This is a genomic window from Streptomyces sp. DSM 116793 (assembly GCF_057320905.1).
The window spans coordinates 1,872,098-1,893,399 of the sequence record NZ_CM170494.1 but is presented as its reverse complement, the minus strand read 5'-3'; the positions used below and the strand labels follow the sequence as shown (position 1 = coordinate 1,893,399).

General features: G+C 71.2%; 17 protein-coding genes. 12 read left to right on the top strand and 5 right to left on the bottom strand.

Annotated features, from left to right (window positions below; all coding sequences use genetic code 11):
- Nucleotides 1-73: 73 nt before the first annotated feature.
- The 3 genes from ACSMXW_RS07910 to ACSMXW_RS07900 form a co-directional block, all read right to left on the bottom strand.
- Nucleotides 74-964, bottom strand: coding sequence for a DUF4429 domain-containing protein (locus ACSMXW_RS07910; protein WP_485804756.1), 891 nt, complete (start codon nucleotides 962-964; stop codon nucleotides 74-76).
- Nucleotides 965-1,030: 66 nt separating this feature from the next.
- Nucleotides 1,031-2,242, bottom strand: a complete 1,212-nt coding sequence (locus ACSMXW_RS07905) for an alpha/beta hydrolase (RefSeq protein ID WP_485804755.1) — start codon at nucleotides 2,240-2,242, stop codon at nucleotides 1,031-1,033.
- Nucleotides 2,243-2,516: 274 nt separating this feature from the next.
- Entirely contained in the window at nucleotides 2,517-3,170 is a 654-nt protein-coding gene (locus ACSMXW_RS07900; protein ID WP_485804754.1) for a TetR/AcrR family transcriptional regulator, read from the bottom strand.
- A 136-nt stretch (nucleotides 3,171-3,306) separates the two neighbouring features.
- Between ACSMXW_RS07900 and ACSMXW_RS07895 the strand changes: the two genes are divergently transcribed.
- Both ACSMXW_RS07895 and ACSMXW_RS07890 read left to right on the top strand, forming a co-directional pair.
- Complete coding sequence (locus ACSMXW_RS07895) at nucleotides 3,307-4,929, top strand: MFS transporter (protein ID WP_485804753.1); 1,623 nt, start codon at nucleotides 3,307-3,309, stop codon at nucleotides 4,927-4,929.
- A gap of 250 nt (nucleotides 4,930-5,179) precedes the next feature.
- Nucleotides 5,180-5,575, top strand: coding sequence for a peptidase inhibitor family I36 protein (locus ACSMXW_RS07890; protein WP_485804752.1), 396 nt, complete (start codon nucleotides 5,180-5,182; stop codon nucleotides 5,573-5,575).
- A gap of 650 nt (nucleotides 5,576-6,225) precedes the next feature.
- Here ACSMXW_RS07890 and aceE read toward each other — a convergent pair.
- Nucleotides 6,226-8,973 (bottom strand): pyruvate dehydrogenase (acetyl-transferring), homodimeric type, encoded by a 2,748-nt coding sequence (aceE, locus tag ACSMXW_RS07885; RefSeq protein WP_485804751.1) that lies wholly within the window; start codon nucleotides 8,971-8,973, stop codon nucleotides 6,226-6,228.
- A gap of 651 nt (nucleotides 8,974-9,624) precedes the next feature.
- Here aceE and ACSMXW_RS07880 point away from each other — a divergent pair.
- From ACSMXW_RS07880 to ACSMXW_RS07855, 6 genes are all read left to right on the top strand, one after another.
- Nucleotides 9,625-10,062, top strand: coding sequence for a DUF3052 domain-containing protein (locus ACSMXW_RS07880; protein WP_485804750.1), 438 nt, complete (start codon nucleotides 9,625-9,627; stop codon nucleotides 10,060-10,062).
- A 238-nt stretch (nucleotides 10,063-10,300) separates the two neighbouring features.
- Nucleotides 10,301-10,759, top strand: a complete 459-nt coding sequence (locus ACSMXW_RS07875) for a peroxiredoxin (RefSeq protein ID WP_485804749.1) — start codon at nucleotides 10,301-10,303, stop codon at nucleotides 10,757-10,759.
- A 114-nt stretch (nucleotides 10,760-10,873) separates the two neighbouring features.
- Nucleotides 10,874-11,449 carry a TerD family protein gene (locus ACSMXW_RS07870; RefSeq protein ID WP_485804748.1) on the top strand — a complete coding sequence of 192 codons (576 nt, stop codon included), beginning with the start codon at nucleotides 10,874-10,876 and terminating at the stop codon, nucleotides 11,447-11,449.
- A 142-nt stretch (nucleotides 11,450-11,591) separates the two neighbouring features.
- Nucleotides 11,592-12,167, top strand: coding sequence for a TerD family protein (locus ACSMXW_RS07865; protein ID WP_485804747.1), 576 nt, complete (start codon nucleotides 11,592-11,594; stop codon nucleotides 12,165-12,167).
- Nucleotides 12,168-12,237: 70 nt separating this feature from the next.
- Nucleotides 12,238-13,386: a DUF475 domain-containing protein gene (locus tag ACSMXW_RS07860; RefSeq protein WP_485804746.1), complete on the top strand. Its 1,149-nt coding sequence runs from the start codon at nucleotides 12,238-12,240 to the stop codon at nucleotides 13,384-13,386.
- 158 nt (nucleotides 13,387-13,544) lie between these two features.
- Nucleotides 13,545-14,282 carry a TerD family protein gene (locus ACSMXW_RS07855; protein ID WP_485804745.1) on the top strand — a complete coding sequence of 246 codons (738 nt, stop codon included), beginning with the start codon at nucleotides 13,545-13,547 and terminating at the stop codon, nucleotides 14,280-14,282.
- A 128-nt stretch (nucleotides 14,283-14,410) separates the two neighbouring features.
- Here the strand turns inward: ACSMXW_RS07855 and ACSMXW_RS07850 are convergent, their stop codons facing one another.
- A complete protein-coding gene (locus ACSMXW_RS07850; RefSeq protein ID WP_485804744.1) occupies nucleotides 14,411-15,376 on the bottom strand; it encodes a TerD family protein in 966 nt (321 codons plus the stop codon).
- Between the two features lie 216 nt (nucleotides 15,377-15,592).
- On the opposite strand from ACSMXW_RS07850, the gene ACSMXW_RS07845 reads away from it, so the two are divergent.
- The 4 genes from ACSMXW_RS07845 to ACSMXW_RS07830 all read left to right on the top strand — a co-directional run bounded on the left by ACSMXW_RS07845 (nucleotide 15,593) and on the right by ACSMXW_RS07830 (nucleotide 21,177).
- Nucleotides 15,593-16,783, top strand: a complete 1,191-nt coding sequence (locus tag ACSMXW_RS07845) for an HpcH/HpaI aldolase/citrate lyase family protein (protein ID WP_485804743.1) — start codon at nucleotides 15,593-15,595, stop codon at nucleotides 16,781-16,783.
- A gap of 185 nt (nucleotides 16,784-16,968) precedes the next feature.
- Nucleotides 16,969-19,533 (top strand): phosphoribosyltransferase, encoded by a 2,565-nt coding sequence (locus ACSMXW_RS07840; protein ID WP_485807888.1) that lies wholly within the window; start codon nucleotides 16,969-16,971, stop codon nucleotides 19,531-19,533.
- Entirely contained in the window at nucleotides 19,530-20,369 is an 840-nt protein-coding gene (locus ACSMXW_RS07835; RefSeq protein WP_485804742.1) for an HAD family hydrolase, read from the top strand. Before ACSMXW_RS07840 ends, ACSMXW_RS07835 begins: the two co-directional genes overlap by 4 nt.
- 148 nt (nucleotides 20,370-20,517) lie before the next feature.
- Nucleotides 20,518-21,177 (top strand): O-methyltransferase, encoded by a 660-nt coding sequence (locus ACSMXW_RS07830; RefSeq protein ID WP_485804741.1) that lies wholly within the window; start codon nucleotides 20,518-20,520, stop codon nucleotides 21,175-21,177.
- The last annotated feature ends 125 nt before the right edge of the window (nucleotides 21,178-21,302 follow it).

Here is a 21,302-nt window from a genome sequence, read left to right as displayed (position 1 = left end):
GACGCAGGGAGCCGCCGCGCGCCGCCAGGCGCAGGACGCGCGCCGCCAGGCGCGGGAGCCGCCGCGCCTGGCCTCAAAGCTCCGCGAGGAGCTGTGCCTTCTTCGTGGTGAACTCCTCATCCGTGACGAGCCCCGCCTCGTGCAGCTCCCCCAGGTGCCGGATGCGGTCGGCGATGTCCGCCGGGTCACGCCGACCGGGCGCACCGGCCTGCCGTGGCAGGCCGCCCGCCGGGGCCACCGCGGGAGAGGGCGCGGACCGCAGCGCGCCCAGCACCGCCGCGGCGAACGGCAGCGACTCGTGGACCGGCCCGTACCCCAGGCCGAAGACGACCGCGGCCGGGTCCTGGTCGGCCTGCGGACGGACCGCGCCGGGCGGGTCGCGGCGCAGCAGCCGCAGATGACCCTCGAAGAGCTCGGGGGAACGCCACTCGACCCCGGCCAGGTCGGACACCAGGAAGCTCTGGTCGCCCGCCTTCCACTTCGCGGACGACGCGCCCGTCCAGAACCACCGGAACGACACGGTCTTGCCGTCGAACGCGGCCTTGCCGTCGTACGCCTTGAACTGCATCGGGGCCTCCGGCGCGGCCACCAGATAGCGCTCGGGGGCCTCTTCCCGGTCGCCGGAGATCAGGGGGCGCAGCTCGTCGGCGTAGTAGTCGGCGAGCGTCTCGCGCTCGGCGGGCAGCACCAGGCGGTAGGGGTCGCTGCTCTCCTTGAGCTGGCCCGCGGCAGCGTCCATCAACGGGTCGGCACCCGCTCTCGGCACGGCGTGCAGCACCACCGTGCCGCGCTTGCCCGGTGCCACCGTCACCGCCGCGATCGCCTCATGGGGGATGCGGCGCTCGCCGAGCGCCTGGAACAGCTTCGGCGTGCGTATCCCCCGTTCGAAGCGGATGAGCACGGAGTCCGACTCGAACTCCCAGGCGGCGTGAAATCCGGCCAGTACATCACCCATGCGACTCATCGTATGCGGCAGAGGCTTCTACGTCCCCTCCCTCGGCGCGCCTGTGTTTCTCTCCTTCTACGCGCGTCAGGCCGGCGCCGTGCCAGGCAAACCGCTCCGGCAGGTCACAACCTCATGGGCACAGCGCACCGCGCGATATGCGCCAACGCCGATCTCGGCGAAGTTCTGCAGGCTCTCGGTGCCGGGCTCGAAGTAGCCCGCATGCCCCTGCGCGCCGTCCGCCGAAAGCACCCGGGCCCCGAAGCCCGAGGAGACCGGATCGGCGCCGTGCCCGAGCCCGCCCACCTCCAGATTGGGCACGTCCCTGATCCAGTCGTCGCCGTCCCGCATGGCCCAGATCCGGGCGTGGGTGCCGAGCTGCGACGCGTGCGACGCCCGCATGCCGGGGCTGCCCGAGACGGCGATGTCGGTGACCCGCGCCGGCAGCCGACGGGCCGCGACCCCGCACACCACGGACCCGTAGCTGTGGCAGTACAGGGCCACGGACGAGCGTCCCGGCAGGGCTCTGAGCAGGGCGTTGAGCCGGACCGCGCCGCCCTCGGCGCTTCCGGCGGTGGCCGCGTCCACCCCGAGGCCGCTGGGCGCGGTGTAGTCGGCCCAGGCGATCACGGCGGTACGGGTGCGGGGACCGGTGTCCCGCTCGGCGTTGTAGAGGGCGCTGGCCATCCCGAGGGGCGCGGTCCATCTGTGGTCGGTGCGCTGGAAGGTGAGGACGTCCGTGTCGACGCCCGGCACCACGACCGACACCCGCTGGGCGGTGGAGAGGTCTCCCTTCACCTCGGCGATGCGCCCCGAGCCCGTCGGGTCGAACGCGAGCACCTGCCGGCCCGGCAGCAGCAGCGACTCGTACCGGTGCATCCGCCGTCCGGCGTCGTGCTGTCCGTCCGGGGAGAGGCGGCTGTCGTGCATACGGCGCTGCTCCACCCTGCGCGCGGCCCGGAGGGCGTTGCGGTTGGCGGTGTAGCGGAGGGTCACGGGCGCGCCGTTCATGTTGCCGACGGCGAACGGGTAGCGGGCGGCGAGCCAGTCGCGCTGGTGCTCGGTGAGCGAGGCGAAGAAGCGCGCGAGACCGGCGGGCGGCCCGGTGGGATCGGGCAGGTGGTGTCCCGCGATCCACCCCCGGCTCCAGGCGGTCCGGTCGGCGTCGACCGGCGAGGCGGCCGCCCGGTGCTGGTGCACCGCGGTCCATCCGGTGGTGGCCAGCATGATGAACACGACGGCCAGCGCGAGGAGTGCGCGCCACGCGTTGAGTTGGGGGGAGGAGTCGAAGGAAGTCACTGCGGGACACCCTAGGAGACCGGAGCGGAAAGCCGTGCAACGGGTGAGGGACTTCACGTTTTCGGTGTGGTAATTAGTCCAAAAGCGGACACAAGTGCCACGATGTGCTCACGGTGTGTAGGGCTTTCCGCCCCGCCCCGCCCGGGCGTGGGGGCCGGGGTGTCCCGTGCCCGTGCGGCCGTGTGCGCGTGCCGGTACGGTCGCGTGTCCGCGTGTCCGCGTGTCCGCGTGTCCGCGCGGCCGTAGGGGCGCGTGTCCGCGTGGCCCGGAACCGTCAGGTGCGCCAGGCGCCGGCCAGGGCCGGCCCCACGTGATCGAGGTACGACTCCAGGAGCGCGCGGATGGAACCGACGCTGGTGTCCTCGCCCGCTCCCCACAGGCGGCCGGTGACCCGCATCACCCCGCTGAACACCGCGACCGCGACACGCGGGCGCGGATCGGCGTCCACGTCGAGGCCCTCGCGGTCCGCGATCAACCGCGCGAGCTGCTCCTCCAGGTGGGTGGTGCGGCGCAGGTGGGCGGCGAGCAGGGCGGGCGTCGACTCGATCAACTGGTACGTGCGCATGTGCAGTTCCACCGGGACGGTGGCCTCGATGGCCTCGCCGAGGGTGTCCCACGAGTCCAGCACGGCGCGCCGCATCGCCTCCAGCGGCGGCTCGTGCGCGGGCCGCTCGCGCAGCGCGGCGACGAAGTGCGCGTCGACCATGTCCTGTACGGCGAACGCGGCCTCCTCCTTGCCCGCGAAGTACCGGAAGAAGGTGCGCTGTGAGACGTCGACGGCGTCGGCGATCTCGTCGACGGTCGTGTGCTCGTACCCCTGGGAGACGAAGAGTTCGAGCGCGGCGCGCAGCAGGGCCTCGCGGGTGCGTTGCTTCTTGCGTTCGCGCAGTCCTGGGTGGGGCGCCGTCACGCCATGAGCCTCTTTCATGTGGTGCTTCGTCTAGTGGAACTTACGGTTCCGGATGCCTGGCGTCCAGCCGGCCGGCCTGTCTGTGAGCTACGTGACAGTTACCGACTTGTGAATCGGTTTGTCAATTGTCAGCGTCTGACATTAGCCTCCGAACATGACTAGTCAGACCACCGTCGAGACGACGGGCCCTGCCGAGAAGGCGCCGGCCGCGTCCGTGGCGCCCCGGCCCAGGGGGCTGCGCGGCCACCCCTGGCTGACCCTGATCTCCGTCGCGATCGGCGTCATGATGGTGGCCCTGGACGGCACCATCGTGGCCATCGCCAACCCCGCGATCCAGGACGACCTCGACGCCTCGCTCGCCGACGTCCAGTGGATCACCAACGGCTACCTCCTCGCCCTCGCCGTCGCCCTCATCACGGCGGGCAAGTTGGGTGACCGCTTCGGCCACCGCCAGACCTTCCTGATAGGCGTGGCCGGGTTCGCGGCCGCATCCGGGGCCATCGGCCTGTCCGGCAGCGTCGGCCTGGTGGTCGTCTTCCGTGTGCTGCAGGGCCTGTTCGGCGCGCTGCTGATGCCCGCCGCGCTCGGCCTGCTGCGCGCCACCTTCCCGGCCGAGAAGCTCAACATGGCGATCGGCATCTGGGGCATGGTCATCGGCGCCTCGACCGCCGGCGGTCCCATCCTCGGCGGCGTGCTCGTCGAGCACGTGAGCTGGCAGTCCGTCTTCTTCATCAACGTCCCGGTGGGCGCCCTCGCCCTCGTGCTGGGCCTGGTCATCCTCAGGGACCACCGCGCGCAGAACGCCCCGCGCTCCTTCGACGTGCCCGGCATCGTGCTGCTGTCGGCCGCGATGTTCTCGCTCATCTGGGCGCTCATCAAGGCCGGTGACACCTGGGGCTGGGGCAGCGGGAAGACGCTGGGGTTCCTGGCCGCCGCCGTGGTCCTCTTCGCGCTCTTCGCCGTCTGGGAGACCCGGGTGGCCGAGCCCCTCATCCCGCTGGGCATGTTCCGCTCCATCCCGCTCTCCGCGGGCACGATCCTCATGGTGCTGATGGCCTTCGCCTTCATGGGCGGCCTGTTCTTCGTCACCTTCTACCTGCAGAACGTGCACGGCATGAGCCCGGTGGACAGCGGCACGCACCTGCTGCCGCTGACGGGCATGATGATCGTGTCGTCGCCGCTCGCCGGCTTCCTCATCACCAAGCTCGGGCCCCGGGTACCGCTGGTCGGCGGCATGGTCCTCACGGCCGTCGCCATGTTCGGCATGACCACCCTGTCCACCGGCACGGGCGCGCCCGCCATGTCCCTCTGGTTCGCCCTGCTGGGCCTCGGCCTCGCGCCGGTGATGGTGGGTGCCACCGAGGTCATCGTCGGCAACGCTCCGCTGGAGCTGTCCGGCGTCGCGGGCGGGCTGCAGCAGGCGGCGATGCAGGTCGGCGGCAGCCTGGGCACCGCCGTCCTCGGCGCCGTGATGTCGAACAAGGTCAGCGGGGACCTCGCGGGCAACTGGAAGTCCGCCGGCCTCCCCGCCGCCCCGCCCCCCGGCCTGGACAAGGCCGCCACGGTCGGCATCGTGCCCAAGCAGGTGGCCGCCGCGAAGGGCATGACCCCGGAGGTCCTGACCAGGATCACCGGCGTGATCCACGACACCTTCATCTCGGGCATGGGGCTCGCCTTCACGGTCGCCGGCGTCGTCGCCGTGGTCGCCGCCCTCGTCGCCCTGTTCACCAAGCGCGGCAGCAACGCGGAGGCGGGCATGGGCGCGGGCCACATCTGAGCGGGCCCGCCGGGGAGCCCGGGCCCGCACCGGCCCCCGGAACGGCCCGCTCCGCGCCGGGCACAGGCCGAGGATTTCGCCTATCAGGGTGGCGTGTGCCCCGATCCCCTTCCGCCGGGCACCGGTTGCCGGTCAGGGTGCCGGGAGTGAATCGGTACGGCACGGGGGAGTGCGGATGAACGAGAAAAGGAACGGGACGCGGGGGAGCGGGCGGACCGCTGCGCCCGGGGCGCCGTCGCGCAGGCGGGCCGTGGCGGCATCGCACCGGCGGGCCGTGGTGGCCGTCGCGGCCGGTGCGTCCGCGCTGGCCGCCGCGGCGCTGCCCGCGCTCGCCGGTCCGGCCACGGCCGCCGGCGGGCCGACGAGCGGTCAGTGCGCCACGGGCCAGCTCTGCTTGTGGAGGGAGCCGCAGTTCGAGGGCGCCCGGAAGGTGTACGAACTGTCCGGGGTCCCCATCGAGAGTTGCGTCCCTCTCGCCAAGGGATTCACCGCCCAGTCCCTGGCCAACCGCACCGGACGGCCCGTCACCGCCTACCAGTCCGAGGAGTGCGCGGAGACCGGGGAGTTCGAGACGTACCCGGGGGAGGGGACGTGGACTCCGCAGTCTCCTTATCTCATCCGGGCCTTCAAGGTCTGGGAGCGCTGAGACGGGGTACGCGGATGTGCAACCCCGGGCCGGGCGGAGCGCCGGCGCCGACCGCCTGCAGACGCCGGCGCCCGTCCGCCGGGGAGCGAGGAAGTGATGACGGGCGGAGCACCGCGTGCTGACACCCCCGTTCATGTGACCGGACGAGGTGACGGAGCGGGCCGGATCACGCGGCGCCCGTGATCACCAAGCCACCCCGACACCGGGGCGGCGACCACCCAGAAGCGCTGAATCCCCGCGCCCGGCCAGGGGCGCGGGGAACTGCGCGCCCAGTCCCCACGATCCGTACCCCGCGACGCTCCTGAAGGGGCACTTTCCACCCGCGCTGGACCACGGCCCCGGCGAGCAGGGACAGGGGCGGACCCCGCCAGGGGCGCGGGGAACTGCGCGCCCAGCCCCCACGATCCCGCACTCCGCCACCGCCCCCAACGGGCACCCTCTGCCGCACCGGCCCACCGGGCCGGCAGCCCGGAAAGACCAGCCGAAGGACCACAAGCGGCCCAGCCCCCCGCAGGGACAAGCGGCCCAGCCCCCCGCAGGGACAAGCGGCCCAGCCCCCCTGCAGGCACAAGCGGCCCAGCCCCCCTGCAGGCACAAGCGGCCCAGCCCCCCGCAGGGGAACCGCAGGGGAACCGCCGGGGGAACCCCGGCTACGCGTCACCCCCCGCAACCCCCGGATCCGCAGCAGCCGCATCCATCAACTGATAGCGATCAATCGCTTTCTTCAGCACGGACCGATCCACCTTCCCCTCCGCCGCCAACTCGGAGAGCACCGCCACCACGATCGACTGGGCGTCGATGTGGAAGAACCGGCGAGCCGCCCCCCGGGTGTCGGCGAAGCCGAACCCGTCCGCACCCAGCGACTGGTAGCGCCCCGGCACCCAGCGGGCGATCTGGTCGGGCACCGACCGCATCCAGTCGGACACCGCCACGAACGGCCCCTGCGCATCCCTGAGCTTCCGTGTGACATACGGCACACGCTGCTCCTCCTCCGGGTGCAGCAGATTGTGCCGCTCCACCTCGACGGCCTCCCGGCGCAGCTCGTTCCAGGACGTCGCCGACCAGACGTCCGCCCTGACGTCCCAGTCCGCGGCGAGGATCTGCTGGGCCTGAAGGGCCCACGGCATCGCCACGCCGGACGCCATGATCTGCGCCGGAACGCTGCCCGCGTCGCCCGCCCTGAGCCGGTGGATGCCCTTGAGGATGCCCTCCACGTCGACGCCCTCGGGCTCCGCGGGGTGCTGGATCGGCTCGTTGTACACGGTCAGGTAGTAGAAGACGTCCTCGCCGTGCGGGTGCTCCTCGGACCCGCCGTACATCCGCCGCAGGCCGTCCTGGACGATGTGCGCGATCTCGTAGCCGTACGCCGGGTCGTAGGCGACGCAGGCCGGGTTGGTGGAGGCCAGCAACTGCGAGTGCCCGTCGGCGTGCTGCAGCCCCTCGCCGGTCAGAGTCGTACGCCCGGCGGTCGCACCCAGGACGAAACCCCTGGCCATCTGGTCGGCCATCTGCCAGAACTGGTCGCCGGTGCGCTGGAAGCCGAACATCGAGTAGAAGACGTACACCGGGATCAGCGGCTCGCCGTGCGTGGCGTACGCCGAGCCCGCGGCGATCAGCGAGGCCGTGCAGCCCGCCTCCGAGATCCCGTCGTGCAGCATCTGGCCCGTCGGGGACTCCTTGTAGGCGAGCAGCAGCTCACGGTCCACCGACTCGTACTGCTGCCCCTGCGGGTTGTAGATCTTCGCACTCGGGAAGAAGGAGTCCATGCCGAAGGTGCGGTACTCGTCCGGCGCGATCAGGACGAAGCGCCTGCCGATCTCCTTGTCCCGCATCAGATCCTTGAGCAGCCGGACAAAGGCCATGGTGGTGGCGATGGCCTGGTGCCCCGAGCCCTTCTTCACGGTCGCGTAGGCCTTGTCGTCCGGCAGCCTGAGCGGCTTGGAGCGCACGATCCGGGTCGGCACATAGCCGCCCAGCGCCTTGCGGCGGTCGTGCATGTACTGGATCTCCTCGGAGTCGCGACCCGGGTGGTAGTACGGCGGCGGGCCCTCCTGGAGCCGCTGGTCGCTGATCGGCAGGTGCAGCCGGTCACGGAACCGCTTCAGGTCGTCGACCGTCAGCTTCTTCATCTGGTGGGTGGCGTTGCGCCCCTCGAAGTTCGGGCCGAGCGTCCAGCCCTTGACGGTCTGCGCCAGGATCACCGTCGGCTGGCCCTTGTGCGCCTTGGCCGCCGAGAACGCCGCGTAGATCTTCCGGTGGTCGTGGCCGCCGCGGCCGAGGTGGAGGATCTGGTCGTCGGTCATGTTCTCGACCATGGCGCGCAGCCGCTGGTCGTCCCCGAAGAAGTGCTCGCGGATGTAGGCGCCGGTCTCCGTCGCGTACGTCTGGAACTGGCCGTCGGGGGTGTTGTTCAGCTTGTTGACGAGGATGCCGTCGCGGTCCTGGGCCAGCAGCGGGTCCCAGGAGCGGTCCCAGACGAGCTTGATCACGTTCCAGCCGGCGCCCCGGAACTGCGACTCCAGCTCCTGGATGATCTTCCCGTTGCCGCGCACCGGGCCGTCCAGGCGCTGGAGGTTGCAGTTCACGACGAAGGTCAGGTTGTCCAGGCCCTCCCGCGCCGCGATCGACAGCTGGCCCAGCGACTCCGGCTCGTCCATCTCGCCGTCGCCGAGGAAGGCCCATACGTGGGAGTCGGAGGTGTCGGCGATGCCGCGGGCGTGCATATAGCGGTTCATCCGGGCCTGGAAGATCGCGCCGAGCGGGCCGAGGCCCATGGAGACGGTCGGGAACTCCCAGAAGTCCGGCATCAGCCGCGGGTGCGGATAGCTGGAGAGGCCGTTCGGGGCCTTCGACTTCTCCTGGCGGAAGCCGTCGAGCTGGTCCTCGGTGAGCCGGTCCAGCAGGTAGGCGCGCGCGTAGATGCCCGGCGAGGCGTGCCCCTGGAAGAAGACCTGGTCACCACCCTTGCCGTCGTCCTTCCCACGGAAGAAGTGGTTGAAGCCCACGTCGTAGAGCGACGCGGAGGACGCGAAGGTGGCGATGTGCCCGCCGACCCCGATACCGGGGCGCTGGGCGCGCGAGACCATCACGGCCGCGTTCCAGCGGGTCGCGTTGAGGATCTTGCGTTCGATCTCCTCGTTGCCGGGGAAGAACGGCTCGTCCTTGGTCGCGATCGTGTTCACGTAGTCCGAGCTGCGCATCTCGGGCACGGCGACATGCCGCTCGCGCGCCCGCTCCATCAGGCGCAGCATGAGGTAGCGGGCGCGCTCACGGCCCCGCGCGTCGACGGCGGCGTCCAGGGAGTCGAGCCACTCCTGGGTCTCCTCGGGGTCGAAGTCCGGGACCTGGCTGGGCAGACCGCCAATGATGATCGGTTTACGATCGGATCCGGAAGCCACGCTGTTCCTTCGCTTTCGAGACGCTGTTCGGTTCAGGGCATCGGCCGGGCGGGCGCCGCGTCGGTCCGGGGCGCCCGCCGGGCTGTCTGTGCTGGTACTCCGCTGGTATTCCGCGGGTGTGCGCCGCAGTCCATCGTGTACCTAGGGGGGCGGCCCGTCATCTCTACCGACGGGTAACCCATGGTTCCCGCACCCCGCCGGAGCCGTGCTGTCCGGCGCTCGTGCCGCGGGCGGGCGATCCCGCTCCGTCAAGGCCTGCCGCGGCTCCTGTCCGAAGCCTGTCGCCCGGCGCCCGGCGCGCGAGGGGCCGGCCGCCTCGCGGGCAGGGGTGGCCGTGTCCGCCTCATCGCAACGATACGCCCGCGCGCCCCGCCCCCTTCGTAAAACCGTTCGACAGATGATGTCTCCCGGAGCGGACCAGGACCGGCATATCGGGTGTATCGATGGGGCGCTTCCAGCGACTACCGTGGTGACGTGCGTGGAGATGCGATGAGGCGCCCCGGAACGTCACCGTTTCGGCGGTCTCCGCGGCCGGGTACTTGCGCGATCGGTCCCGCCCGTGTGGACTACGGCCAACGCTTCGCGTGCGCGCGTGGCTGAAATACCGGAATAGGCTTCGTACACTGTCCGAACATGATCAGGAGGCAACCCGTGAGCGCGACCGCGGACCACGCGGAGGAGCGGACGAACCCTGCCGCGAGGCTGGGTTTCCAGCCCGAGCAGGTGGTCCAGGAGATCGGCTACGACGACGACGTCGACCAGGAGCTCCGCGAGGCCATCGAGGAGCTCATCGGCAGCGAGCTCGTCGACGAGGACTACGACGACGTCGCCGATGCCGTGGTGCTGTGGTTCCGCGAGGACGACGGCGACCTGACGGACGCGCTGGTCGACGCCACCACGCTGATCGACGAGGGTTCCCCGGTCTGGCTGATGACCCCCAAGACCGGCCGCACGGGCTACGTCGAGCCGAGCGACATCAACGAGGCCGCGCAGACCGCCGGCCTCTCCCAGACGAAGACCATCGCCGCCGGCAAGGACTGGAGCGGCAGCCGTCTGGTGACGCCGAAGGCGGCGGCCAAGAAGCGGTAGCCGGGCGCGGCGCGCCGGGGCGCCCGGGAGCAGCGGGTCCACGCCGGTCCGCGCCGGTCCGCGCGGGTCCGCCCGGGTGCGGGCCACCCGGGCGCGCCGCTCCGCCCCGGCGGCATAGGGTCCGGCGGGACCGGTGCCGCGGGACGGCACCCGGACCCGGGGAACCGGCGCCGCACGGCCGTACTCCCTGCGTAGGGTGGGCTCACCCCCAACCGCTCCAGGGAAGGACACCGTGACCATGGCGATCGAGGTCGGCACCGAGGCCCCGGACTTCGCACTGAAGAGCCAGCACGGAGAGACCGTGCGGCTCTCCGACTTCCGCGGCGAGAAGAACGTGGTGCTGCTCTTCTACCCGTTCGCGTTCAGCGGCGTGTGCACCGGCGAGCTGTGCGCCCTCCGCGACGAGCTGCCGACGTTCGTCAACGACGACGTCCAGCTGCTCGCCGTCTCCGTCGACTCCTTCTTCAGCCAGCGCGTCTTCGCCGAGCAGCAGGGCCTGACCTACCCGCTGCTCTCCGACTTCTGGCCGCACGGCGCGGCCGCCCGCGCGTACGGCGTCTTCGACGAGGAGAAGGGCTGCGCCGTCCGCGGCACCTTCATCATCGACAAGGCGGGCGTGGTCCGCTGGTCGGTGGTGAACGCCCTGCCGGACGCCCGCGACCTCACCGCGTACGCCAAGGTGCTCGACACACTCTGATTTCTTCGCCGTCAAGGCCTGCGGGGGCCGGGAACCCGTCACTAGGATCCATTCGTTGATCCGATGCCAGAGCACGTACGGGGCTCCCCGCCCCTGAAACCAATGGGAGGACTCGTGGGAGTCAGCCTCAGCAAGGGCGGCAACGTATCGCTGACCAAGGAGGCACCGGGCCTGACCGCCGTCACGGTCGGGCTGGGCTGGGACGTGCGTACCACCACGGGTACGGACTTCGACCTGGACGCCAGCGCCATCCTGACGAACGCGGAGGGCAAAGTCGGCAACGACCAGAACTTCGTCTTCTTCAACAACCTCAAGAGCCCGGACGGCTCCGTGGAGCACACCGGCGACAACCTCACGGGCGAGGGCGAAGGCGACGACGAGCAGATCAAGGTGAACCTCGCCGCGGTCCCCGCAGACGTCGAGAAGATCGTCTTCCCGGTCTCGATCTACGACGCCGACAACCGCCAGCAGTCCTTCGGCCAGGTGCGCAACGCCTTCATCCGCGTGGTCAACCAGGCCAACCAGCAGGAGATCGCGCGCTACGACCTCTCCGAGGACGCCTCGACCGAGACCGCCATGGTCTTCGGCGAGCTCTACCGGCACGGCGCCGAGTGGAAGTTCCGCGCCATCGGCCAGGGCTACGCGTCGGGCCTGCGCGGCATCGCACAGGACTTCGGCGTCAACGTCTGACGGGACCGGCGCCCCGGCCGGGGCGTTTGGCGGCGAAGGCGCCCGGAAACACCAGACGTCAGTTCGTCCGTCCGGCGCCGCACCATCACGGGTGGCGCCGGACGCGCGGGGGTCGCAACCACACCAGGGGAGGACCACGATCATGGGCGTCACGCTCGCCAAGGGAGGCAATGTCTCCCTCTCCAAGGCCGCACCCAACCTCACACAAGTGATGGTCGGGCTCGGCTGGGACGCGCGCTCCACCACCGGAGCCCCCTTCGACCTGGACGCCAGCGCCCTGCTCTGCAGCGGCGGCCGGGTCCTCGGCGACGAGTGGTTCGTCTTCTACAACAACCTCAAGAGCCCCGACGGCTCGGTGGAGCACACCGGCGACAACCTCACCGGTGAGGGTGACGGCGACGACGAGTCCATCCTCGTCGACCTCTCCAGGGTCCCGGTCACCTGCGACAAGATCGTGTTCCCGGTCTCCATCCACGAGGCGGACAACCGAGGCCAGACCTTCGGCCAGGTCAGCAACGCCTTCATCCGCGTGGTCAACCAGTCCGACGGCCAGGAACTCGCCCGCTACGACCTCTCCGAGGACGCCTCATCCGAGACCGCGATGATTTTCGGCGAGGTGTACCGCTACCAGGGCGAGTGGAAATTCCGTGCGGTGGGCCAGGGGTATGCGTCCGGCTTGCGGGGCATCGCTCTAGACTTCGGGGTCAATGTTTCGTAAAGCCGGCCACGGCGCGGGGGAGACCGTCCCCCAGACTCCGTCCGGGGGGATCCTCACGATTGGGTAGCAAGTGATTCTGAAAACCTTCGGCTGGTCCTTCGGGATCACGGTGCTCGGCCTGGCTGTGGCCGTGCTCTACGGAGGCTGGACAGCCTTCGGGATCGTGGCGATCCTTTCCGTCCTGGAGATCTCGCTGTCGTTCGACAACGCGGTGGTCAACGCCGGGGTCCTGAAGAAGATGAACGCCTTCTGGCAGAAGATCTTCCTCACCATCGGGGTGCTGATCGCGGTCTTCGGGATGCGGCTGATCTTCCCCGTCGTGATCGTCGCCTTCACCGCCAAGCTCAGCCCGGTCGACGCGGTGAATCTCGCCTTCACCGACAAGAGCCGCTACCAGCAGCTGGTGACCGACGCCCATCCGGCGATCGCCGCCTTCGGCGGCATGTTCCTGCTGATGATCTTCCTCGACTTCATATTCGAGGACCGGGACATCCAGTGGCTGCGCTGGATCGAGCGGCCCCTGGCGAAGCTCGGCAAGGTCGACATGCTCGCGGTCTGCATCTCCCTCGTGGTGCTCCTGATCGCCTCGATGACCTTCGCCGTCCACGCCCACCAGCACGGCGGCGCGCACGTCGACAAGGGCGAGACCGTGATGCTCGCCGGCGTCGCAGGCCTGATCACGTACATGATCGTCGGTGGTCTCTCCGGCCACTTCGAGAACCAGCTGGAGGAAGAGGAGGAACGCGAGGCGGAGGCCGAGGAAGAGGCCAGACGGACAGGCCGCAACGGAAGCGCCGTACGGCTGGGCGGAAAGGCCGCCTTCTTCATGTTCCTCTACCTGGAGGTCCTCGACGCCTCGTTCTCCTTCGACGGCGTCATCGGCGCCTTCGCCATCACCAACGACATCGTCCTGATGGCGCTGGGCCTCGGCATCGGTGCCCTGTACGTACGGTCGCTGACCGTGTACCTGGTCCGCCAGGGCACCCTCGACGACTACGTCTACCTGGAGCACGGCGCGCACTACGCGATCGGCGCCCTGGCCGTGATCCTCCTCGTGACCATCCAGTACCAGATCAACGAGGTCATCACGGGCCTGGTCGGCGTCATCCTCATCGGCTGGTCGTTCTGGTCCTCCGTCCGACGCAACCGCGCCATCGCGGCCGACGAGGGAAAAGGTGAGACCTCGGACGACAAGGCCGAAGTGTCGTCCGGGGTCTGAACCGACCGGTTCCGGCTCCGGCGACGGACTCGGCCCGCTCCGGCGGTGTGACGGCGCCCGGAGCGAGGAACGTTCACTGCGAGGCGGCCATGAGGCGCAGGTCTCATGGCCGCCCAGTCAGGTTTCCCGCATGGATCACACAGGGCATTGGGGGCGGCATGTCCTTCTGGGACGGTCTCTGGCGCGGACGCGCGACACAGTTCGAGTCGGGCAGCGCGGCGACCAACTCCATCGAACTCACCAAGCGCCACTCGACCGTGTCGCTCACCAAACAGGGCGCGGCCACCGGCAACCTCCGCGTCAACCTCTCCTGGCGCATGCGCACCTCCGACTTCGGCGCACCCGAGCGCGGAGGCCTGCTGCGCAACCCGTCCAAGCTCTTCAAGCCGGATGTGGTGCAGGCGCACACCCAGAGCATGGTCAACGTGGACCTGGACCTGGGCTGCCTCTATGAACTCAGCGACGGCACCAAGGGAGTCGTCCAGCCCCTCGGTGACTTCTTCGGGGAACTGAACGCCCCGCCCTACATCAAGCTCAGCGGCGACGACCGGTTCGGCTCCGGCTCCGGCGAGACCATCTTCATCAACCTCGACCACCGCGAGGAGATCAAACGGCTCCTGGTCTTCGTCTACATATACGACCAGACGCCGGCCTTCGACCGCACCCATGCCGTGGTGACGCTCTACCCGAGCAGCGGCCCACGCATCGAGATCGGCCTCGACGAACGGGCGCCGCAGGCCCGCTCGTGCGCGGTCTTCTCCATCGACAACGTCAAGGGCGAGTTGACCGTCCGCCGTGAGGTGAAATTCGTGTACGGCTTCCAGGCCGAGCTGGACCGGCTCTACGGCTGGGGACTCCAGTGGGGCCGCGGATACAAGTCCAAGACCGGCCGCTGAGCCCGTCGCAGCCGGGTGCCCCCGCTGCGGCGCCCGGGACGCGCACCTGCTCCGTGCCGGGCCCCCGGCCCGGCTTGTGGCGGGGGCGCCCCGCTGCCCGGGGGCTCCGCCCTGCGCGGAGTGCCTCGTCAGCGGGGCATGAACTGCGGGCCCTGCGGCGGCAGCGTGAACTCCCCCGCACGCCCGGGCGACGGCTGCGGCGCGCCCACCGGCTGCGGATAGCCGTACGCCGGCCGGGGCCCGGGCGGCACGGCCTGCGTCGGCGCCACGGTGGGCGGCGGTCCCGGGTAGCCGTACGCGGGCGCCGCGGGCTGGGTCGCGGCGGCGGCCGGCGGATAACCGTACGCCGGCGCGGGCGCCTGGGTCGCGGCGGCCGGCGGGTAGCCGTACCCCGGCTGCGGCTGCGGCTGCGGTTGGGACGGGAACGGGGGCTGGGACTGGGACGGGGGCTGGTACGGGGACTGGGACGGGGGCTGTGGCGGTGCGACGGCCGGCTCGGGCGCGGGCGGCGCCCCCGCCCCCTGCGCCTCCTCCGGCTCGGTCGGGACGTCCGAGTCGTCCACGGAGATCCCGAAATCGGTCGCCAGCCCGATCAGGCCGTCGGTGTACCCCTCGCCCAGCGCCCGGAACTTCCACCCTTCCCCGCGCCGATACAGTTCCCCGCAGATCAGTGCCGTCTCCGAGCCGGTCTCCGGCCGCACGTCGAAGTGCGCAAGCGGCTCGCCGGCGGGGGAGGCGGCGTCGTACAGGACTATCCGCAGGGTCTGCACCCGGTCGAAGGCGACGTCGTCCGTGGACGCCACCAGCAGCACCCGGCTCACCTCGGGCGCCACACCGGTCAGGTCGGTCTGAATGGTGTCGGTCAGCCCCTCGGCATCCCGCTTCTTGCCCAGCCGCCACACCGCGCCCGAAGGGTGCCGGGGCTGGTTGTAGAAGACGAAGTCCTCGTCGGAGGCGACCCGGCCGTCCGAACCCAGCAACAATGCGGAGGCGTCGACATCCGGAACATTCCGCCCCGGCGTCCAGCGCAGCACGGCACGCACCGCCGAGGCCTCCAGCGGGACGTTCGACCCCTTCAGCATTGCCTGTGTCATACGGTCATCCTGCCTGCTCGGTTCCGGTGACGACAACGTGGGTCCGGCAGACGTCAGGACGCCGCCGGGGCCCACCGGGACGGAACCCCCGATGGACGGGGTGATACGGCAGGGTTACCTGATTTTCATGCGATGTGGGAACCCTTGACAGGTCCCCCTACGTACTATTACCGGCCACATTTACGTTGACACGCCTTGGCGATACGGGGAACAGCTATGCGTCACTTCGGGCACCTTGCCCCGGAGGTGCGAGAGCATCTCTTCCACCGGCAACCGTGCCACTTCACCGCCGACGCCCCGGCCCCCCTTCTGGCCATGGCTCTGGGCGCCACCCTCTACAGCCCCGCCACCCGCCCCCGGCTGGCCGACGACATCGTCAAGCAGACCAGGCGTGGCGTGATCTCGATGGTGCTCTGCCTGGAGGACTCCATCGACGACACCGAGGTGGACTCCGCCGAGGAGAACGTGATCCAGCAGCTCAGGGAGCTCTGGGGCGCCGGGCCGGCGGGTTCCGCCCGGGGTGCTCCGGACGCCGGCCTTCCGCTGCTGTTCATCCGGGTCCGCGTCGCCGACCAGATACCCGATCTCGTGCACCGCCTCGGCCCCGCCGTCCGGCTGCTCTCCGGATTCGTCCTGCCCAAGTTCACCGAGGAGACGGGCGTTCCCTTCCTGGAGGCGCTGGCCACCGCCGAGTCCGCAAGCGAGCGGCGGCTCTTCGCCATGCCCGTCCTGGAATCCCCCGAGCTGCTGCACCTGGAGACCCGCGCCGAGACCCTTGCGGGAATCGCGCGCACCGTCGACAAGTACCGTGACCGCGTGCTCGCCCTGCGGCTCGGCGTCACCGACTTCTGCTCCGCCTACGGGCTGCGCCGGCCACCCGACATGACCGCCTACGACGTCCAGATCGTGGCCGCGGTGATCGGCGACGTGGTCAACGTCCTGGGCCGTGCCGACGGCACCGGCTTCACCGTCACCGGGCCCGTCTGGGAGTACTTCCGGCTCCAGGAGCGCATGTTCAAGCCCCAGCTGCGCCAGAGCCCGTTCCTCGGTCGCGCCGAGCACCTGCGGACCGCCCTCATCGAGCACGACCTGGACGGTCTGCTCCGCGAGGTGGAACTCGACCGTGCCAACGGCCTGCTCGGCAAGACCTGCATCCACCCCTCGCACGTGCTGCCCGTCCACGCACTGTCCGTCGTCAGTCACGAGGAGTTCAGCGACGCCCAGGACATCCTGCGGTCCGGCCCGGAAGGCGGCGGCGTCCTGCGGTCCACATACACCAACAAGATGAACGAGGTGAAGCCGCACCGCGCCTGGGCCGAGCGCACCGTTCAGCGCGCCGAGGTCTTCGGCGTGGCCAGGGAGAACATCGGCTTCGTCGAACTGCTCGCCGCCGGTCTCGCCGGCTGAGGACAAGGACGGTGGACATCGTGGTGTGGACGGGGACGTGGGTCGCCGAACGCCTTGGGGTACGGCTGGTGGGCGTGGGCGGCGGAGCCGGATCCGGAGACGGCAGCCCCCCGGAGAGCGGGGGGCGAGGGGCGAGTGGACGGGCGGCCGGCGGGGGAGAGGGCGATGCCAACGCCACCGCCCGGCTGAGGGAGTTGCTCGGGCTCGCGGTGCGGCGCAACCCCAAACGGGCCCATCTGCTCGTCTCCCGGGTGCTGGGCAAGCACGTCCCGCAGGACCCCTCCGTGGTCTGGCGGCACGGCTACGACCTGGGCCTGCGCGTGCGTGCGCTGCTCGGCGACGACGAGTCCCGGCGGGCCGTCGTCCTCGGCTACGCGGAGACGGCGACCGGGCTCGGGCACTCCGTCGCCGACGGTGTGGCGCTCGCCCCGTACCTGCACTCGACACGCCGCCCCGTACCCGGCGTCGCCCGCGCGGCCGGGTTCGAAGAGGCGCACTCGCACGCCACGTCGCACCTGCTGCTGCCCGAGGACCCCCGCCTCCTGGCGGGCGACGGGCCCCTCGTCCTGGTCGACGACGAGTTCTCCACGGGCAACACCGTCCTCAACACCATCCGCACCCTCCACCGGCGTTTTCCCCGGCGCCGGTATGTGATCGTCGCCCTCGTCGACCTGCGCTCGCCGCGGGACCGGGACCAGCTCACCCGGTTCGCCACCGGCATCGGCGCGCGCGTGGACCTCGTCACCGCGGCCTCCGGCACCGTGCACCTCCCGGACGGCGTCCTGGAGGCGGGACGGGACCTGGTCGCCCGGTACGAGTCCACGCAGGACGCCGACTCCGTCCAGGACGCCGGCTCCGCCCAGGCCGCCGACCGGGTGGACGCGCGGTGCGGTCCGGCCGTGACCCGGGTCGATCTCGGGTGGCCCGTCGGCCTTCCGGACGGCGGCCGGCACGGCTTCACCCCGGCGCACCGGGCGGCCCTGGAGGCCGCCCTGCCGCGGATGGCGAGGCGCCTGGCCGAGGCCCTGGACGCGGCGCCGGGAGTCTCCGGGCCGGGGACGGCACGACCAGAAGGGAAACCGGACGACGACCGCGCCGTCCCGCCCCGGCCCCGCATCCTCGTCCTCGGCTTCGAGGAGCTGATGTACGCCCCGCTCAGGCTGGCCACCGCCCTCCAGGGGCACATCGACGCGGACGTCCGGTTCTCCACGACCACCCGTTCCCCGGTCCTCGCCGTCGACGACCCCGGCTACGCCATCCGCAGCCGCCTCGTCTTCCCCGCCCATGACGAACCGGAGGACGGGCCCGGCGAGCGGTACGCGTACAACGTGTCCGGTGGTGGTTTCGACGCCGTCGTGACCGTCGTGGACTCGGTCGCGGACACCCCGGCCCTGCATGCCGCCGGCGGACTGCTGGACCGGCTCACCGCCCACACCCCACGCGTTCTGCTGGCCATCGTGCCCTCCTACGCGCCCGCCGCGGCGGACCCCTCCTACGCCCCCGCCGCGGCGGACCCGCGCCCGGCCGGCGGGGCGCCCGCGTTGCCCGCGGGCGGGCCGTATGCGCCGCCCGAGCCGCTCCGCGGTCCCCGCTTCTCCTCGTACGCCCCGGACGAGGTGGGATGGCTCCTCCAGGACCTCTCGGACGTGGAGCTGGAGGCCCCGACGGAGGAGCGCGAGGAGGCCATTCAGAACGGCGGCGCCCACTACGCGGAGTCGCTGCCCGTCGAGTACCAGCCCAGTGCCGAGTACCAGCGGTTGTTCCACACGGCGCTCGCCGGGTCGGCCGCGCGCATCGCCGAGGCGGTCGGCACCGTCACCGAGACCGTGCTCGCGGAGCTGCCGCTCAGGGCCGGGGCCGGAAGGGGGCACCCGCGCCGCCCCGTGCTGGTGTCGCTGGCCCGCGCCGGCACCCCCGTCGGGATCCTGATGCGCCGCTGGGCCCGGCAGCGGCACGGCCTCGACCTGCCCCACTACGCCGTCTCCATCGTCCGCGGCCGCGGCATCGACACCAACGCGCTGCGCTGGCTCGCCGCCCACCACGACCCGTCCGAGGTGGTCTTCGTGGACGGGTGGACCGGCAAGGGGGCGATCACCCGCGAACTCGCCCGGGCGCTCGACGCGTTCGAGGCCACCGACGGGATCGCCTTCCACCCGGAGGTCGCGGTGCTCGCCGACCCCGGCTCCTGTGTGCGCACCTACGGCACGCGGGACGACTTCCTGATCCCCTCGGCCTGCCTGAACTCGACCGTCTCGGGGCTCGTCTCGCGCACCGTGCTCCGTGCCGACCTGGTGGGGCCCGGCGACTTCCACGGCGCCAAGTTCTACCGCGACCTGTCCTCGGCTGATGTGTCCGGCGACTTCCTGGACGCGGTCTCGGCACGCTTCGCCGAGGCCGGCGACGCGGTGGACGCGCACGTCGAACGGGTGCTGTCCGGCGAGCGCGCCCCCACCTGGGAGGGCTGGGCGGCCGTCGAGCGGATCAGCACGGCCTACGGAATCCATGATGTGAACCTCGTCAAACCCGGCGTCGGCGAGACGACCCGGGTACTTCTGCGCCGGGTGCCCTGGAAGGTCCTCGCCCGCCGGGGGGCCGGCGCCGACCTCCACCACATCAGGCTGCTCGCCGGGCAGCGGGGCGTCCCCGTCGAGGAGGTGGACGATCTCCCCTACAGCTGTGTCGGGCTGATCCACCCCCGTTTCACGCGCGGTGCCACCGGCGCCGACGGCCGGCGGGCGGCGGTCTCATGACCCCGGCCGCGCTGCCCGCCGAGCGCACCGTCCTGGTCGCCAGCGATCTGGACCGCACCCTCATCTACTCCGCCCCGGCTCTCGGCCTGCGCATGCCCGACGCCCAGGCGCCGCGGCTGCTCTGCGTCGAGACCTACGAGGGCAGGCCGCTCTCCTATATGACGGAGGCCGCGGCCGTGCTCCTCGAAGAGCTCAGCCGGACGGCGGTCTTCGTTCCCACCACCACCCGCAGCCGTGCGCAGTACGCCCGGATCCACCTGCCCGGGCCCGCCCCGGCGTTCGCGGTCTGCGCCAACGGCGGCCACCTGCTCGTCGACGGTGTCCCGGACCCCGCATGGCACCGGCAGGTCACCGCCCGGCTCGCCCGGGAGTCCGCGCCGCTGGCAGAGATCCGTGCGCACCTGACGGCCGGCGCCGACCGGGCCTGGGTGCTCAAGGAACGAGTCGCGGAAGACCTCTTCGCCTACCTGGTCGTCGAGCGCTCACTCCTGCCCGAGGGGTGGGTCAAGGAGCTGTCCGGCTGGGCCGAAGCCCGTGGCTGGACGGTCTCCCTGCAGGGACGCAAGGTGTACGCCGTGCCGAAGGCCCTGACGAAGAGCGCGGCCGTGCGTGAGGTCGCGCGCAGAACCGGCGCCGGTCTCGTCCTCGCCGCCGGCGACTCCCTGCTCGACGCGGACCTGCTGCTCGCCGCCGACCTGTCCTGGCGGCCCGGCCACGGCGAACTCGCGGAGGCCGGCTGGAGCGCCCCTCGGCTCACCGCCCTCGCGGAGAGCGGGGCCGAGGCGGGGGAGCAGATCCTCCGCCACCTCGTGGATGCCGCCCGCGGCACGCCCTGAGCGCCGCAGAGTGCTGCCGTAGGCGTGCCGGGACTGTCACAGTACGTGGGTCACCGTCCGTGGATGCACCGTCCGTGGATCGCTGCCCGCAGCCCGTGCACGTGCATCACCGCACGTCGAGAAGCACTCGCAACGCCAAGGAGGACACATGGCCCGAAACAACGGCACCCCGCTGACCGAAGAGCTGTACTCCTACATGCTCGGCCACAACCCACCGCTCGACCCGGTGCAGCGCATGCTCGTGGAGGTCACCCACACGGAGCTTCCCCTGGTGGCGGGCAAGCAGGTGGCCCAGGAGCAGGGACCGCTGCTCGCGTTCCTGGTGCGTCTGGTGGGAGCACGCAGAGTGGTCGAGGTGGGCACGTTCACGGGACTCTCCGCGCTCTCCATGGCGGCGGCGCTGCCGGCCGATGGCACCCTGCTGACCTGCGATATCTCAGAGGAGTGGACCCGGCACGCCCGGCAGGCCTGGGCGGAGGCGGGAGTGGCGGACCGTATCGAGCTGCGGATCGGCGACGCGCGGGAGACCCTGGAGAGCCTGCCGGACGAGCCCGTCTTCGACATGGCGTTCATCGACGCGGACAAGGTCGGCTACATCGCGTACTGGGAGGCGCTGGTCCCCCGGATGCGTCAGGGCGGGCTCCTCGTGGTGGACAACGTCTTCTTCCACGGCGGTGTCACCGACCCCGAGGCCACCGGGGACGCCGCGGCGATCAAGGACTTCAACGACCATGTGGACCGTGACCGGCGGGTGGACTCGGTGATGCTGGCGGTGGCCGACGGGATGACCCTCGCCCGTAAGAAGTAGCCGCGCGCGCAGGGCGGAGTCCCTGGCCGGTGGGAGGTGGCGTCCAGCAGGGCGGAGGTCCCCCGCCCCGCGCCGTGCGCGACGGGCGGAGGTCCCCTGCCCGTGGGACGGTGCGTCACCCGGCA

Bases quoted from the DNA above. Each gene is read 5' to 3' on its own strand.
- ACSMXW_RS07835 (WP_485804742.1), top strand. From the start codon at position 19,530: ATGACCCCGGCCGCGCTGCCCGCCGAGCGCACCGTCCTGGTCGCCAGC.
- ACSMXW_RS07910 (WP_485804756.1), bottom strand. From the start codon at position 964: ATGAGTCGCATGGGTGATGTACTGGCCGGATTTCACGCCGCCTGGGAG.
- ACSMXW_RS07875 (WP_485804749.1), top strand. From the start codon at position 10,301: ATGGCGATCGAGGTCGGCACCGAGGCCCCGGACTTCGCACTGAAGAGC.
- ACSMXW_RS07865 (WP_485804747.1), top strand. From the start codon at position 11,592: ATGGGCGTCACGCTCGCCAAGGGAGGCAATGTCTCCCTCTCCAAGGCC.
- ACSMXW_RS07845 (WP_485804743.1), top strand. From the start codon at position 15,593: ATGCGTCACTTCGGGCACCTTGCCCCGGAGGTGCGAGAGCATCTCTTC.
- ACSMXW_RS07850 (WP_485804744.1), bottom strand. From the start codon at position 15,376: ATGACACAGGCAATGCTGAAGGGGTCGAACGTCCCGCTGGAGGCCTCG.
- ACSMXW_RS07900 (WP_485804754.1), bottom strand. From the start codon at position 3,170: ATGAAAGAGGCTCATGGCGTGACGGCGCCCCACCCAGGACTGCGCGAA.
- ACSMXW_RS07855 (WP_485804745.1), top strand. From the start codon at position 13,545: ATGTCCTTCTGGGACGGTCTCTGGCGCGGACGCGCGACACAGTTCGAG.
- ACSMXW_RS07830 (WP_485804741.1), top strand. From the start codon at position 20,518: ATGGCCCGAAACAACGGCACCCCGCTGACCGAAGAGCTGTACTCCTAC.
- ACSMXW_RS07895 (WP_485804753.1), top strand. From the start codon at position 3,307: ATGACTAGTCAGACCACCGTCGAGACGACGGGCCCTGCCGAGAAGGCG.